Origin of the sequence: Mesorhizobium sp. C120A (assembly GCF_030323105.1) — a bacterium.
GTDB lineage: Bacteria > Pseudomonadota > Alphaproteobacteria > Rhizobiales > Rhizobiaceae > Mesorhizobium.
Map to the genome: position 1 here is coordinate 1,612,837 of NZ_CP100476.1, position 13,708 is coordinate 1,626,544.

Consider the following 13,708-nt stretch of genomic DNA (forward strand, 5'->3'; position numbering starts at 1 on the left):
CATGCAAAAAGGGCGGCGTTTTTCACGTCGCCCTTTCTGATTTTGCCGTCAGCCGCCGATGGCTGCCTTACGGGCTTCGACGATGACGTTGTAGAAGTCAGGCTTGACCGGGACGTAACCGGTGAAGTCGCCGCCTTCGACGCCTTCGAAACAGGCCTTGTCCTTCTTCGGCAGGTCGGTGAAGAAGGCGGCAAGCTTGGCGGTCATGTCGTCGCCGAGCGCGGTGCGCACGACCAGCGGGCCGTTCGGGATCAGGCCCGAGCGCCAGACTTCGACGAAGTCGTTGGGGTCGACGGCGCCCTTGGCGGTGACCTTGTGGAAGGTGCCGGAGGTGTAGCCGTTCTTGAAGTCGCCGATGCCGGAGGAATCGTCAACCGCAACGTCGACTTTGCCGTCGCGAACGGCGAGGATGTTGTTTTCATGGCCGCCATTGAACTGGGTCGAGGCGAAGTAGGCGTCGTTCGAGGCGCCGGTGTCCTTCGGGATCTGGGTCAGCGGGATCAGGTAGCCCGAGGTCGAGTCCGGATCGGCGTAGCCGAGCTTCTTGCCCTTGGCCGACTTGATGTCGGTAATGCCCGAAGACTTCAGCGCCAGGCCGATGGAATAATAGCCGGTGGCGCCGTCGGTCTGCTGGGTGGTGAGGATCGGGGTGACCGCCTTCGGGTCCTTGATGTAGACGCTGGCGTAGCCGGAAGCGCCGAGTTCGGCAAAGTCGAGCGTGCCGCCGAGCAGGCCCTGGATGACGCCGTCATAGTCGGCGGCGGGGAACAGCGAGACCTTTTCGAAGCCGAATTCGGTCTTCAGGTGATCGGCCAGGCACTGATAGTTGCGCAGGCGGTCGGTTTCGTTCTCTCCGCCGAGGATGCCGACGCGGAATTCCTTGAGGTCGGCCGCATGCGCGGCGCTGGTTGCCATGGCGAGCGCCGAAACGGCGCCGAATACCATCTTCCTGAACATTGATGTCTCTCCTGTAAGTTCCGGCCCCGCGCCGGCAGCGTTCTTGATTTTTGCAAGTGCCCTTGACGCGGGCGGTCGATCCAATGCGGCTCAGTTTTGGTCCATGATCTTTTCCGAAAACCGGTATCCACTTTTCGGGATCATGGGTCAGTACCCGGGGAATGCGGGCTCGAGCGGGCTGGCGGATGCGGCGATCTTTTGCTTGTAGGCGATGCTGGTCGAGGTGATGGCCTCGGAGATATCGACGCCGTTGCCGTCGGCGCCATAGACCAGGCGCACGGCCTCGCGGTTGAGCGCTTCCGGCGGACCGTCGAAGACGATCTTGCCGGCAGCCATGCCGATGATGCGGTTGCAATAGGTGCGGGCGGTGTCCAGCGTGTGCAGATTGGTGACGACGGTGATGCCTTCGCGCAGGTTGATGTCCTGCAGCGAGTCCATCACCACCTTGGCGTTGAGCGGGTCGAGCGAAGCGATCGGCTCATCGGCGAGCAGCACCTTGGGCTGCTGCATCATGGCGCGGGCAATGGCGACGCGCTGCTGCTGGCCGCCAGACAGCGTGCCGGCTGGCTGCAGTGCGGTGCGGGCGATGTCGAGGCGCTCGAGTGCTGCAATCGCCTCAGCGCATTCGGCGCGGGTAAACATGCCGAGCAGGTTGGAAAAGGTCGAGCGATGATTGAGACGGCCGAGCAGCACATTGGTCAGCACATCGAGGCGCGGCACCAGGTTGAACTGCTGGAAGATCATGGCGCAGTCGCGCTGCCAGCGTCGCAGCGGCGAGCCACGCAGCCGCGAGACCTCGGCACCGTCAAAAAAAATCGATCCCTGGCTGGGGTCGATGAGACGGTTGATCATGCGAAGGAGGGTGGATTTGCCGGCGCCGGAACGACCGATGATGCCGACCATCTGGCCCTGCGGGATCGACAGGTCGATGGCGCTGACGGCGGTGTTCTTGCCAAATCGGCGCGAGACGCCGCGGATTTCGAGCGTGGCAGGGGTCGATAACATCGAAGAGTTCCAGACCTGAATTGATCGTCTGGTTCTCGCCTAGCGCAGCGACATGAACCTGCCATGTCATGACGATGTCAGTTTTGTTACGCTCCACAGCCGTGCGGCAAGTGGGGGTGATCGCACCCGATCAGGCGCCGTATTTCTCGAGGAACGCGTCTGCCTCGAGTACGCGAAAATCGTCGAGCGCGGCGCGCAGCCTGGCGTGGTCCCAGTCCCACCAGGCGAGCGCCTGGTAGCGTTCGGCCGTGCGGCGATCGAAACGCTCGCGGATCGGCTTGGCTGGCACCCCGCCAACGATGGTGTAGGGCGCGACATCCTTCGACACCACAGCGCCGGCGCCTACGGCAGCACCATCGCCGACGGTGACGCCGGGCAGGATGGTCGAGCCGTGGCCGAGCCAGGTGTCGTGGCCGATGGAGACGCGTTTGGCGCGGCGCTGGGCGAAGAATTCTGTTTCGTGCTCGGCGTCGTCCCAATAGTCGGAGGCGCGATAGGTGAAGTGATGCAGCGTCGGCCGCCAGGTCGGGTGGTTTGTGGCGTTGATGCGCACGGCGGCGGCTATGTTGGAGAACTTGCCGATGGTCGCGCACCAGACGACGCAGTCCTGCATGATGTAGGAATAGTCGCCGAGGATGCTTTCGGACACGCGGCTGCGGTCGGCGATCTCTGTCCAGCGCCCCAATGTCGAGTTCTCGACCTGCGCCGTGGCGTGGACCAACGGCGCTTCCGATAGTTTCCTGCTCATGCAGCGATTTTTCCGGCGGCGAAAGAGGTCACGTCGATGATGCGATCGGCGACGGCTTCACGCACATCCGGGTCATGGAAGATGCCGAGCAAGGCGACACCGCCGGCTTTCTTGGCGGCGATCAACGCAACCACAACGTCGCGGTTTTTCGAATCGAGCGAAGCTGTCGGCTCGTCGAGCAGCAAGACCGGATGCTCGGTGATGAAGCCGCGCGCGATATTGACGCGCTGCTGCTCACCGCCCGAGAAAGTCGCCGGCGGCAGCGCCCAGAGCTTTTCCGGCAAATTGAGCTGCCCCAGCAAGGTGCGTGCTTTTTTCCGCGCGCTCTCGCGGTCCTCGCCGCGTTCGACCAGCGGCTCGGCGACCACGTCGAGCGCGGATACGCGCGGCACGGTGCGCAGGAACTGGCTGACATAGCCGATCGTCTGGCGGCGCACGGAAAGCACCGTGCGCGGGCTGGCGATGGCGAGATCGATCAGGCCGCCCTCATGCTGAACGATGATCTGGCCTTCATCGACGGCATAATTGCCATAGAGCATTTTCAGGATCGAGCTTTTGCCGGCGCCGGAAGGCCCGCCGAGCACGGCGCATTCACCGGCCCGGATCGAGAATGAGACGCCGGCGACAACCGGCAATCTGATGCCGTCGCGCAGATGCATGGTGAAGCTTTTGGCGACGCCGGAAACAACGAGGGGCGTCGGCATCAGAAGGTTCTCCAATCGTTGTTCGTCCGCGGGCCAACACCCCCCTCTGCCTTGCCAGGCATCTCCCCCTCAAGGGGGGAGATTGGCTGTCGCGTTCGACTTCGCCATTCTTCTGCATCGTAGAAGGGGCGGGACATAAAAGCTGCTGATCTCCCCCCTTGAGGGGGAGATGGCCGGCAGGCCAGAGGGGGGTGCCTTGGCGCCATCTTCACACCTGTAGAATCGAGGAAACAAGCAATTGCGTGTAAGGCGCGCGGGGATCGTCGAGCACGCGATCCGTCAGGCCGCTTTCGACGACACGGCCGTCTTTCATCACCATAATACGCTGCGACAGAAGCCGGGCGACGGCGAGATCGTGGGTGACGACGATGGCCGCCAGGCCGAGATCGGTGACCAACCCGCGCAGCAAATCGAGCAGGCGCGCCTGCACCGAGACGTCGAGGCCGCCGGTCGGCTCGTCCATGAACACCAGCCTCGGTCCGGTGACGAGGTTGCGGGCGATTTGCAGGCGCTGGCGCATGCCGCCGGAAAAGGCGCGCGGCTCGTCGTCGATGCGGTTCTCGTCGATCTCGACGCGCGACAGCCAGTCGACGGCAGTGGCGCGGATCTTGCCGTAATGGCGGTCACCGACCGCCATTAGCCGCTCGCCGACATTGGCGCCGGCAGACACCGTCATGCGCAAGCCGTCGGCGGGGTTCTGATGAACAAAGCCCCAGTCGGTGCGCATCAGGAAGCGGCACTCGGCCTCGCTCATACGGTAGAGTTCGCGGAACTGGCCGTCGCGCATGCGGTAGCTGGCGGTGCCAGAAGATGGTAGCAGCCGCGTCGACAGGCAGTTGAGCAGCGTCGTCTTGCCGGAGCCGGATTCGCCGACGACGGCCAGAACCTCACCCGGCCACAGGTCGAAGGTGACATTCTCGCAGCCGACGCGCGAGCCGTAGAATTTGGACAGTTCGGAGACGCGCAGCAGTGGGTCGCCGGTCATTCTGCTGGCCTCATCTTTCCTGCGGTAACATGGCTTTCAGCCGCAAGGTGGCCGCGATGTCCTTCGGCGCGCCGCTTCTCGCAATGGTCGGTGTCGGAGCAGACGAACATGTGGTCGCCATGGTCGTCGAGGATGACCTCGTCGAGATAGACATTTTCCGCCGCGCACAGCGCACAGGGCAGGTCGAAGGTCTGGACCTCGAAGGGATGATCCTCGAAGTCGAGGCTGACGACATCGGTGAAGGGCGGCACGGCATAGATGCGCTTTTCGCGCCCGGCTCCGAACAGCTGCAGGGCCGGCGAACGGTGCATTTTGGGGTTGTCGAATTTCGGCGTCGGCGAGGGGTCCATGACATAGCGGCCCTCGACCTTGACCGGATAGGCATAGGTGGTGGCGATGCGGCCGTGTTTGGCAATGTCCTCGTAGAGCTTCACATGCATCAGGCCGTATTCCTCGAGCGCATGCATTTTGCGCGTTTCGGTTTCGCGCGGCTCGAGGAAGCGCAACGGCTCGGGTATCGGCACTTGGTAGACTAGAACTTGGCCGGCGCTCAGCGGGTGTTCCGGGACGCGGTGGCGGGTCTGGATGATGGTGGCGCTGGCGGTATCGGTCGTCACCGCGACGTTGGCTACCTTCTTGAAGAAGGCGCGGATCGAGACGGCATTGGTGGTGTCGTCGGCGCCCTGGTCGATGACTTTCAGCACATCGTCCGGCCCGATAATCGAGGCGGTGACCTGCACGCCGCCAGTGCCCCAGCCATAGGGCATCGGCATTTCGCGCGAAGCGAAGGGAACCTGATAGCCAGGGATGGCGATGCCCTTGAGGATCGCCCGGCGGATCATCCTTTTGGTCTGCTCGTCGAGATAGGCGAAGTTGTAGGTGGCGATGTCGGTCATGGCGATCAAATCCACTCCCTGCTATTGCATTGACGCCCAGAAAACGGAAATGAAGGCGAAGTCGAATGACTCAGACCGGTTGGATCCAGATTGCAATTCTGCTTCTGGCGTTTGTCTGCGTGGTCGGTTTTGTACCTCGGCGCTTGTTTCTGCCTGCTTCCAGAGATGGCGCGCATGTCACAGGCGGAAACGGCAGCTACGTCGGCGGGCATAGCAGCCATTCCCATGACGGCGGCAACGGGGATGGCGGCAACGGGGGTGGCGGCAATGGCGGGGGCGATTAGGCTCATTCGGCCGCCTCCCGCTTCTCTTCCACCTTTGCAGGGTTCTCTCGAGCTTCGTATTCGGCGCGCATGCGGCGCACCAAATCGAGCTCGGCCTGGAAGTCGACATAGTGCGGCAGCTTCAAATGCTCCACGAAGCCGGTCGCCTGAACATTGTCGGAGTGCGAGATGACGAACTCCTCGTCCTGCGCGGCGGCGACGACATCTTCGCCGAGTTCCGGTGCGCGCAGCGCGCGGTCGCACAGCGCCATGGCCATCGCCTTGCGCTCGCTTTGGCCGAAGACCAGTCCGTAGCCGCGGGTGAATTGCGGCGGCGCCTTGGCCGAGCCCTTGAACTGGTTGACCATCTGGCATTCGGTGACGCGGACCTTGCCGAGCAGCACGGCGAAGGGCAGTTCCGGCACGTCGAGTTCCAGCTCGACCTCGCCGATACGCACCTCGCCGACAAAGGGGTGGTTGCGGGCATAGCCGCGCTGGGTGGAATAGCCGAGCGCCAGCAGAAACCCTTCATCGCCGCGCGACAGCGCCTGCAGGCGGATGTCGCGCGCCATCGGAAACTCAAGCGGCTCACGGGTGATGTCGCCGGGGACATGGTCCTGCGGCATGTCGCCATCCGGCTCAATCAGCCCTTCGCGGGCGAGGATCGTCGAAACGCGCGGCATGGCCTGCGTTTCCGTCTCGCGCTGCAGCGGTTCGGCGACATCGGCGCCGGCGGCGAGTTCCGGGTCGAGCAGGCGGTGGGTGTAGTCGAAGGTAGGCCCAAGCAGCTGGCCGCCGGGCAAATCCTTGTAGGTCGCCGACACGCGCCGCTCGACCAGCATGGCGCCGGTGTCGATGGCGTTGGTGTAGCCGAAGCGCGGCAGTGTGGTGCGGTAGGCGCGCACCAGGAAGATCGCCTCGATCATGTCGCCGCGCGCCTGGACTATGGCGAGCGCCGCCAGTTCCCGGTCGTAGAGCGATCCTTCGCTCATCACCCGGTCGACGCCGAGCGCCAGCTGTTCGACGATCTGGTCGAGGCGCAGCGCCGGCACCGAACGGTCGCCGCGACGGCGGTCCGCAAGCAGACTGTGGGCATTGGCGATTGCGACTTCGCCGCCTTTTACCGCGACATACATTTATGCCTCCATCGTCTTGATGCGCGTCGTGCGCGGCAGGCAGGCGATACCGTCGGGCGCCGCCAGGATGATGTCGACGCCGCGCGGAAAGCGCTGGCTGTTCTGCTTCCACTGTTCGACGAAATGGCGCGGCATCTGCGCCGGCGCGATGGTCGCCGTCTTTTCGATGCCTGGGCCTTCGAGCAATAGCGGCGCGCCGGAGGTGAGATCGCTGACCTGCAGGATCAGTGTCGTCGAACGGTCGGGATAATCCTGCGTGCCTTGCGAAAGACCGTCGAGGGCGGCCATCTCGGCCGGCGTGGCGACCAACGCGAAATGCGCATCGGCAGGTGTGTTGGCGAGTGGCGCGCCGGCGTGGAAGCCGAGCCAGGATTTGATCGCTGCCGATGCCTGCAAAGCAGGATCGAGCCAGAGCGGTGTGTCGTTGTCGCAGAGCGAAAGTGCAATGGCGCCGGCGGTTGCGGACAGCGGCGAAGGGGGGCGGGCGAAGGCAGGCAGAGGCCGCTCGCTGCCCGGCCGCGCCATGGCATCCATGACCGCGCGGAAGACCGCCTGGGCGTTGAACACCGGATCGGCGAAGCCGCCGTCGATCCATTGGGCTGCGATCTCCATCAGTCTTCTCCGCGCACCATGGTGAAGAAATCCACTTTCGTTGCCGCCGTCTCGGAGCGGCGCTTTTCGCGCGCCTCGCTTTGGGCGGCGCGCAGCGGTGCGACCAGCGCACTCTCGACCGTCTGCCGATGGGCGGGATCCTGCCAAAGTGCATCGGCGATTGCCGCAAGCTTCGCCTTCTGCCTGTCGCGCCCGAGCATGTAGCTGTGGCCGACCTGTCCGGAAGAGAGCCGGACGGTGGCGCGGGTGACGGTCACTTCACCGACATTGAAGGGCGCGCCGCCGCCGCCGATGCGGCCACGCACGGTGACCAGACCGGTTTCCGGGCCGCGCAAAAGCTCTGCTTCCGAGATCAGGCCGGCCTCATTCCACAGCCGGGCGATGTCATCGCCACTGGCCTGCGCCAACGTCGTCATGACGGCTTTGCGCTCGGCCTGGTCGCGGGCTTCCTGTCCTCGCATGGACAACTCCCTGAATGTATATATTTGTCTAGTGATATAGACAATTATACAAATTATACCTATTATCTAACTTGTGTCCATGACGGGTGGATGACATGGGCGGGAGCGTGGACGAAATGGTGGCTCAAAAGGGCGCGAGCAGCATCGAACGCCGTAGCGGTGTCGCGCTGTGGCGGCAGATTGCGGACCTGATCCTGCATTCGATCGCCGCCGGCGATTTTGCCGAGAATGCCGCGCTGCCGCCGGAAATGGCCTTGGCCGAACGCTACGGCGTCAATCGCCACACGGTGCGCAGCGCCATATCGGCCCTGGTGCAGGACGGCGTGCTGCGGGCCGAGCAGGGACGCGGCACCTTCGTCTTTTCGCGCAAACGGCTGTCCTATCCGATCGGCGCGCGCACTCGGTTTTCGACCGGTCTGCAAGGGCAAACATCGGAACGGCACATCGTGCTGCTAGCTTCTACAGTTGAGTCGGCCAGTCAGCGCGTCGCCGAGGGGCTTGGTCTGGCAAGAGGGGCTGAGGTGATCCGCCTGGAGACGCGCGGCGAAGCCGATGGACGGCCGGTGTCGCGCGCCGCCGCCTGGTACGAGGCGAAGCGTTTCGCCGGCATCAATGCTGCGATGGCCGAAACCGGTTCGGTTACCGCCTCGCTCAAGCGTTTCGGCATTGACGATTATCTCAGGCAATCGACGGTGCTGTCGGCCCGCCATGCCGATGCCGCCGATCTCGCCGACCTCGATCTGCAGCCCGGCGCAATCGTGCTGGTGGCGGTCGCCGTCAACGTCACACCGGACGGCCAGCCGATCCAGTTTGCCGAAACACGGTTTCCGGCGGAGCGGGTCGAGCTGAAACTGTCGGCGCTGTAGCGGGGTCGCGCCTATTTTTCAGCGGCCTGGCGTTTTGAGGACGGAGTGGGAGTCAACCTGCGCGGGTCGTCGTCATTCGGGCCGGGACCACCTGCGATGTTATGCCCCAACCTCGATCACAGCCTTGATCAACCCCGATTTCTCATGCGCCCAGCGGGTGAGATCATCCGGCGTGCCGGCCAGCGTGGTGCGGTGGGTGACGAGTTTTGCCAGCGGCACGGCGCCGTTGCGGATCGAGGCGGCGACGTGGTCGAAATCGACTTTCAGCGCGTTGCGGCTGCCGATCAATGTCATTTCGCGCTTGTGGAATTCCGGGTCGGAAAAGACGATGTCATCCTTGACGACGCTGACCAGCACGAGCGTGCCGCCATGCGCGACATGGGCGAAGGCCGACTGCACCGAGGCGGTGTTGCCGGTGGCGTCGAAGACGACGTCGAACCCTTCGCCGCCGGTTGCCTCGCGCACCAGTTCGGCTGCCGCTTTTTGTGAACCGTCGAGCGTGGCGAAGCCGAGTTCGCCTTTTGCAAAATCCAGCCGCTCCGTGCTCATGTCGAGCAGGCTGACATCGAGCCCGGCGATGCGCGCAAACAGCGCTGCGCCAAGGCCGATCGGCCCGGCGCCGATGACCAGCGTGCGGGCGCCTGGTTCGGCGCGAGCGCGCCGCACGGCATGCGCGCCGATGGCGAGGAATTCCACCGCCGCCGCATCGGCCAGCGACAAGCCGTTTGCCGGATAAAGATTCTGCGCCGGCACCAGGATCTGCTCGGCCATGGCGCCGTCGCGATGGACGCCAAGCACTTCGATCCTGACGCAGCAATTCGGCTTGCCGTGCCGGCAGGCGATGCATTTTCCGCAAGCGAGATAGGGATTGATGATGACGGGCTCGCCCACGGCAAGGTCGACATCTTCGCCGGTCTCGACGACGGTGCCCGACACTTCATGGCCCATGATGCGGGGATAGGCAAGGAACGGGTGCTTGCCTTCGAAGATGTGGTAGTCGGTGCCGCAGATGCCGACATGGCTGACGGCGACCAGCGCCCAGCCGGCAGGCGGCGCTCCTGGCGCCGGCCGGTCTTCCAGGACAAGCTCGCCGGGCGAGCGGCAGACAACAGCTTTCATTCGGCAATTCCAGTGTTTCTCAAAAAAGGCGCCGGTCCGTTGTTAAGCAGGCCGGCGCAGAAGGTCAGGGAGGATTACTTGCCGCGACGGCGCAGCCCGTCGAAATAGACGATGATTATGATCAGCGCGCCGGTGATGATGCGCTGCCAGAACGAGTTGACGTTGAGCAGATTGGCGCCGTTGTTGATGGTGGCCAGGATGAAGGCGCCGAGCAGTGGGCCATGCACCGAGCCGACGGCGCCGAACAGCGAGGTGCCGCCGATCACCGATGAGGCGATCGCCTGCAACTCCCAACCTTCCGCCTGGGTCGGGTTGCCGATGCCGATGCGCGCCGCCAGCAGCACGCCGACGAAGGCCGCGCACAGGCCCGACAGCGTGTAGGCCATATAGATGGTGCGCTGGACATTGACGCCCGAGAGGCGCGAGGCCTCGGCATTGGATCCCACAGAGAAGAGATAGCGGCCCCAGCGGCTGTGGTGCAGGAAGATGTAGGCCGGGATACCGACCAGGATCACCATCCAGAACAGATTGGGGATGCCGACAAAGGAACTGCGCGAGAACGCGGTGAAGCTGTCGCTGTTGATGTTGATCGAATTGCCGTTGGTCATCAACAGGCCGATGCCGCGCAACGAGGTCAGCGTCGCCAGCGTGATGATGAAGGGCGGCAGGCCCATCTTGACGATGCCGAAGCCGTGGAACAGGCCGATGGCAACGCCGACCAGCAGCGTCACCAGAATGGCGACCCAGATCGGGAAGCCGGCATTGATCATCATGGCGACAATGACGGTGGCGAAGCCGACCACGGCGCCGACCGAGAGGTCGATGCCGCCGGTGATGATGACGAAGGTCTGGCCGACCGCCATGATGGCGATCATCGAGCCCTGCCGCAAAAGATTGGCGATGTTGTTGGAGGAGGCGAAGCTCGGCGTCGCCACCGACAGCACGATCCAGAGCAGAACCAGCAACGCCAGAAGCGTCAGCCCGAACAGGACGTTGTAGTTCCGTTTCGGTTTTTCGATCGCGACGGTTTCGATGCTCATGGTTCCTCCCGTTTCTTGTTTTGTCAGCCGATCGCCTGCGTCAGCACGTCTTCGTGGCTAGCGGCGCGAAAGCCATGGCTGGCGACCAGTTTGCCGCGCCGGAACACGTGCAGCGTATCGGCGAGCTCATAAACCTCGGGCAGATAGGACGAGATCAGGATGATGCCGGCGCCCTTGGACAACAGTTCCCCGAACAGGCGGTAGATCTCGGCCTTGGTGCCGACATCGACGCCGACCGTAGGCTCGTCGAAGATGAACAGCTTGGCGCCGTGCGCCAGCCATTTGCCGATGACGATCTTCTGCTGGTTGCCGCCGGACAGGCTGGAGGCCAGGGCGCCGCGCGTCGGCGTTTTGATGCGGAGGCCGGCGATCTGGCGATCGGCCTCGGCCTTTTCCTTAGCACCGGAGATCAGCATGTTGCTGGAGATGCGCTTGTAGATCGGCAGGTTGAGGTTGAGGCCGACCGGCAGGTTCAGGCACAGGCCCTGGTCGCGGCGGCTTTCCGGCGCCAGCGCCATGCCGAGCTTGATCGCGTCGTGCTCGGAATTGATGTGGACCGGCTTGCCTTGCCAAAGGACCTGTCCGGCCGACTTCTTGTGGCGGCCATAGAGCGTGGTGACGAACTCGCTCCGCCCGGCGCCGATCAGGCCATAGAGCCCGACGATCTCGCCGGCGCGCACCGTCATCGAGACGTCTTCGAAACCCTTGCCCGACAGGTTTTTCGCTTCAACGATCACGGCACCGGGGGTGAAATGCTCCTTATGGTAGACTTGCTCGATCGAGCGGTTGATCATCATCTTGACCAGCTCGGCGTCATTGGTCTCGGCAATGTTGCGGGTGCCGACCAGCGTGCCGTCGCGCAGCACCGAGACGCGATCGGCGAGTTCGAACACCTCTTCCATGCGATGGCTGATGTAGATGATGGTGACGCCTTCGCCCTTGAGCCTGCGGATCAGCGTGAACAGCTGGTCGGCTTCCTTGCGGGTGAGATAGGCGGTCGGCTCGTCGAAGATCAGGAATTTGGTGCCGCGCACGGTGGCGCGGGCGGCGGCGATCAGCTGCTGCTGGCCGATGGTGAGGTCACCCAGCATGACATGCGCCGGCAGGTCGAAGCCGAGACCGTCGATGATCTTCTGCGCTTCCTTGACCATGGCGCGCTGCTGCAGGATGCCGAAGCGCGAATTCTCCTCGCCGAGGAACATGTTGGCGGCGACGGTGAGATGGCGACAGAGCACGACCTCCTGATGCACGGCGTTGATGCCCAGCGCCATTGCCTCGTGCGGGGTTGCCAGCGCTGCCGGCTTGCCCTCCCAGATGACATCGCCGGAGGTGCGCGGCATGACGCCGGTCAGAAGCTTGATCAAGGTGGATTTGCCGGCGCCGTTCTCGCCGACGATGGCGTGGATCTCACCTGCCTTGAAGGCAAGGTGAACGGGCTTCAGCGCATGCGTGCCGGGATAGCGCTTTTCCAGCCCGTGCAGTTCGAGGATCGTCCTGCCGGGCGCTAGCGTTGGGGCCGGGTGCAGTTCCTGCGCCATGGGCGTCATGACAATCCTCCCAGATTGGCCTTACGATTGGCACGTCGCGATGCAGTCAAGCCGCATCGTCGAGGTGATTCAAGCCGGTGGATATTCAAGCTTGTATCCGGTGTTTCCGGGGCGCGAGGCCCCGGAAAGGATTTTTGGTCGACGGGCTCAGAGCTTCGGGTTGAGCAGGGCGTCGATCTTGGGGTCTTTCATGTTTGCCTTGGTCACCAGGTTGGCGCCTGTGTCGACATTGGCCTCGACCTTCTCGCCCTTCGAGGCGGCGAGCGCGGTCTTGATGCCGTCATAGCCCATCCGGTACGGATCCTGGACGACGAGCGCGGAAATGACGCCGTCATTGAGGAACTTGATCAGCTTCTCGTCGCTGTCGAAGCCGACCAGCGCCAGCTTGCCGCCAAGGTTGTTCTCGGCGACTGCCTGACCGACGCCCTGCGCCATGATCAGGTTGGACGCGAAGATGCCCTTGAGGTTCGGGTTGGCGGTGATCAGGTCGGTGGCGATGTTGAGACCGGTCGTTGCCTGGCCGTCGGCATATTTGTCGGCGACGAGCTTCAGCCCCGGATATTTCGCGGCCAGCTGCTCGGTGAAGCCCTGCTTGCGCTGCTCCAGCGAACCGGCGCCCGGCGCGTTGGTGATCAGCGCGACGTCGCCCTCGATCTTGCCGCCATTGGCTTCGCCGATGGCTGCTGCAAGACCGTCAGCGGCGACGCGACCGCCCTGCACATTGTCGGTGGTCAGGAACGAGGTGAACGCCTTGGAGTCGGCGCCGGAGTCGATGCCGATGACCTTGACCTTGCTGGCCGCTTCATCGATGGGCTTGCCGAGCGCCTTGAATTCGGTCGGCGCGATGACGATCGCGGCCGGGTTGCCGGCGACGGCATTCTCGAGGATCGAAACCTGGCCGTTGACGTCGGTTTCAGCCTGGGCGCCGAGTTCGGGTACGTTGACGCCGAGATCCTTGCCGGCCTTGCGGGCGCCGGCCAGGACGATCTGCCAGTAGAAGGACGTGGTGTCCTTGACGATGATCGGAATGGTCACGTCCGCCGCCGAAGCCGGCGCCGTCTGCAGCGTGCCGGCAAGCATCGAGGCGGCAGCAAGTGCCATCAGTGAGCGGCGGTTGAGAATGCTGGTCACGAATTTCATTAGGAATCCTCCCTAGATCGCCCGGTGAAGGTTACGGAAGCTCCATTTGGATAGGCGCGGCCCAAACAGAACTTTATCAATAAAAAACAGTTGCCGCTTTTTGATAGTGCATCGGTCCGGCCGACGCAAGCGGTGTTTCATATCGGCCTGCGCATGGCTTGGCGGGGAAACCTCCCTGCCGATCCTCAGTGCCACGTCCAGACGCTCCCGATCCTCCTTGAGCATCATG

The 13,708-nt window shown here is 63.7% G+C and carries 15 protein-coding genes; 2 read left to right on the forward strand and 13 right to left on the reverse strand.

Annotated elements, in window-relative coordinates; genetic code table 11:
* Nucleotides 1-48: 48 nt before the first annotated feature.
* The 6 genes from phnD to NL532_RS07950 form a co-directional block, all read right to left on the reverse strand.
* Nucleotides 49-957 (reverse strand): phosphonate ABC transporter substrate-binding protein, encoded by a 909-nt coding sequence (gene phnD / locus NL532_RS07925; protein ID WP_023669830.1) that lies wholly within the window; start codon nucleotides 955-957, stop codon nucleotides 49-51.
* Between the two features lie 147 nt (nucleotides 958-1,104).
* Nucleotides 1,105-1,962: a phosphonate ABC transporter ATP-binding protein gene (phnC, locus tag NL532_RS07930; RefSeq protein WP_023669829.1), complete on the reverse strand. Its 858-nt coding sequence runs from the start codon at nucleotides 1,960-1,962 to the stop codon at nucleotides 1,105-1,107.
* Between the two features lie 130 nt (nucleotides 1,963-2,092).
* Entirely contained in the window at nucleotides 2,093-2,710 is a 618-nt protein-coding gene (locus tag NL532_RS07935) for a DapH/DapD/GlmU-related protein (protein ID WP_023669828.1), read from the reverse strand.
* Nucleotides 2,707-3,414 (reverse strand): phosphonate C-P lyase system protein PhnL, encoded by a 708-nt coding sequence (phnL, locus tag NL532_RS07940; RefSeq protein WP_023828305.1) that lies wholly within the window; start codon nucleotides 3,412-3,414, stop codon nucleotides 2,707-2,709. The genes NL532_RS07935 and phnL overlap by 4 nt, the downstream gene beginning before the upstream one ends.
* A gap of 208 nt (nucleotides 3,415-3,622) precedes the next feature.
* Nucleotides 3,623-4,399 carry a phosphonate C-P lyase system protein PhnK gene (gene phnK / locus NL532_RS07945; protein WP_023828306.1) on the reverse strand — a complete coding sequence of 259 codons (777 nt, stop codon included), beginning with the start codon at nucleotides 4,397-4,399 and terminating at the stop codon, nucleotides 3,623-3,625.
* A complete protein-coding gene (locus tag NL532_RS07950) occupies nucleotides 4,396-5,295 on the reverse strand; it encodes an alpha-D-ribose 1-methylphosphonate 5-phosphate C-P-lyase PhnJ (RefSeq protein ID WP_023726432.1) in 900 nt (299 codons plus the stop codon). Before NL532_RS07950 ends, phnK begins: the two co-directional genes overlap by 4 nt.
* A gap of 65 nt (nucleotides 5,296-5,360) precedes the next feature.
* Between NL532_RS07950 and NL532_RS07955 the strand changes: the two genes are divergently transcribed.
* Nucleotides 5,361-5,579, forward strand: coding sequence for a hypothetical protein (locus tag NL532_RS07955; protein ID WP_023699000.1), 219 nt, complete (start codon nucleotides 5,361-5,363; stop codon nucleotides 5,577-5,579).
* A 2-nt stretch (nucleotides 5,580-5,581) separates the two neighbouring features.
* Here the strand turns inward: NL532_RS07955 and NL532_RS07960 are convergent, their stop codons facing one another.
* Genes NL532_RS07960 through phnG form a run of 3 tightly spaced genes read right to left on the reverse strand, consistent with a single transcriptional unit; the run spans nucleotide 5,582 to nucleotide 7,767 of the window.
* Nucleotides 5,582-6,694, reverse strand: coding sequence for a carbon-phosphorus lyase complex subunit (locus tag NL532_RS07960; RefSeq protein WP_023828307.1), 1,113 nt, complete (start codon nucleotides 6,692-6,694; stop codon nucleotides 5,582-5,584).
* A complete protein-coding gene (phnH, locus tag NL532_RS07965; protein WP_023828308.1) occupies nucleotides 6,695-7,306 on the reverse strand; it encodes a phosphonate C-P lyase system protein PhnH in 612 nt (203 codons plus the stop codon).
* Entirely contained in the window at nucleotides 7,306-7,767 is a 462-nt protein-coding gene (gene phnG / locus NL532_RS07970; RefSeq protein ID WP_023669821.1) for a phosphonate C-P lyase system protein PhnG, read from the reverse strand. Before phnG ends, phnH begins: the two co-directional genes overlap by 1 nt.
* Before the next feature lie 95 nt (nucleotides 7,768-7,862).
* Between phnG and phnF the strand changes: the two genes are divergently transcribed.
* Nucleotides 7,863-8,633 (forward strand): phosphonate metabolism transcriptional regulator PhnF, encoded by a 771-nt coding sequence (gene phnF, locus NL532_RS07975; protein ID WP_245261350.1) that lies wholly within the window; start codon nucleotides 7,863-7,865, stop codon nucleotides 8,631-8,633.
* Nucleotides 8,634-8,732: 99 nt separating this feature from the next.
* On the opposite strand, the gene NL532_RS07980 is transcribed toward phnF, so the two are convergent.
* From NL532_RS07980 to NL532_RS07995, 4 genes are all read right to left on the reverse strand, one after another.
* Nucleotides 8,733-9,752, reverse strand: coding sequence for a zinc-binding alcohol dehydrogenase family protein (locus tag NL532_RS07980; protein WP_023828309.1), 1,020 nt, complete (start codon nucleotides 9,750-9,752; stop codon nucleotides 8,733-8,735).
* Nucleotides 9,753-9,826: 74 nt separating this feature from the next.
* A complete protein-coding gene (locus NL532_RS07985) occupies nucleotides 9,827-10,792 on the reverse strand; it encodes an ABC transporter permease (RefSeq protein ID WP_023683015.1) in 966 nt (321 codons plus the stop codon).
* 23 nt (nucleotides 10,793-10,815) lie between these two features.
* A complete protein-coding gene (locus tag NL532_RS07990) occupies nucleotides 10,816-12,339 on the reverse strand; it encodes a sugar ABC transporter ATP-binding protein (protein ID WP_023828310.1) in 1,524 nt (507 codons plus the stop codon).
* A 147-nt stretch (nucleotides 12,340-12,486) separates the two neighbouring features.
* Nucleotides 12,487-13,479: an ABC transporter substrate-binding protein gene (locus tag NL532_RS07995; RefSeq protein ID WP_023686618.1), complete on the reverse strand. Its 993-nt coding sequence runs from the start codon at nucleotides 13,477-13,479 to the stop codon at nucleotides 12,487-12,489.
* Nucleotides 13,480-13,708: the final 229 nt, after the last annotated feature.

What these genes read in the sequence shown, in the direction of transcription:
- NL532_RS07960 (WP_023828307.1), bottom strand. Translation starts at nt 6,694, where the DNA reads ATGTATGTCGCGGTAAAAGGCGGCGAAGTCGCAATCGCCAATGCCCAC.
- phnK (WP_023828306.1), bottom strand. Translation starts at nt 4,399, where the DNA reads ATGACCGGCGACCCACTGCTGCGCGTCTCCGAACTGTCCAAATTCTAC.
- phnF (WP_245261350.1), top strand. Translation starts at nt 7,863, where the DNA reads ATGGGCGGGAGCGTGGACGAAATGGTGGCTCAAAAGGGCGCGAGCAGC.
- NL532_RS07955 (WP_023699000.1), top strand. Translation starts at nt 5,361, where the DNA reads ATGACTCAGACCGGTTGGATCCAGATTGCAATTCTGCTTCTGGCGTTT.
- phnL (WP_023828305.1), bottom strand. Translation starts at nt 3,414, where the DNA reads ATGCCGACGCCCCTCGTTGTTTCCGGCGTCGCCAAAAGCTTCACCATG.
- NL532_RS07980 (WP_023828309.1), bottom strand. Translation starts at nt 9,752, where the DNA reads ATGAAAGCTGTTGTCTGCCGCTCGCCCGGCGAGCTTGTCCTGGAAGAC.
- NL532_RS07990 (WP_023828310.1), bottom strand. Translation starts at nt 12,339, where the DNA reads ATGACGCCCATGGCGCAGGAACTGCACCCGGCCCCAACGCTAGCGCCC.
- phnD (WP_023669830.1), bottom strand. Translation starts at nt 957, where the DNA reads ATGTTCAGGAAGATGGTATTCGGCGCCGTTTCGGCGCTCGCCATGGCA.
- NL532_RS07985 (WP_023683015.1), bottom strand. Translation starts at nt 10,792, where the DNA reads ATGAGCATCGAAACCGTCGCGATCGAAAAACCGAAACGGAACTACAAC.
- phnG (WP_023669821.1), bottom strand. Translation starts at nt 7,767, where the DNA reads ATGCGAGGACAGGAAGCCCGCGACCAGGCCGAGCGCAAAGCCGTCATG.
- NL532_RS07950 (WP_023726432.1), bottom strand. Translation starts at nt 5,295, where the DNA reads ATGACCGACATCGCCACCTACAACTTCGCCTATCTCGACGAGCAGACC.
- phnC (WP_023669829.1), bottom strand. Translation starts at nt 1,962, where the DNA reads ATGTTATCGACCCCTGCCACGCTCGAAATCCGCGGCGTCTCGCGCCGA.
- phnH (WP_023828308.1), bottom strand. Translation starts at nt 7,306, where the DNA reads ATGGAGATCGCAGCCCAATGGATCGACGGCGGCTTCGCCGATCCGGTG.
- NL532_RS07995 (WP_023686618.1), bottom strand. Translation starts at nt 13,479, where the DNA reads ATGAAATTCGTGACCAGCATTCTCAACCGCCGCTCACTGATGGCACTT.
- NL532_RS07935 (WP_023669828.1), bottom strand. Translation starts at nt 2,710, where the DNA reads ATGAGCAGGAAACTATCGGAAGCGCCGTTGGTCCACGCCACGGCGCAG.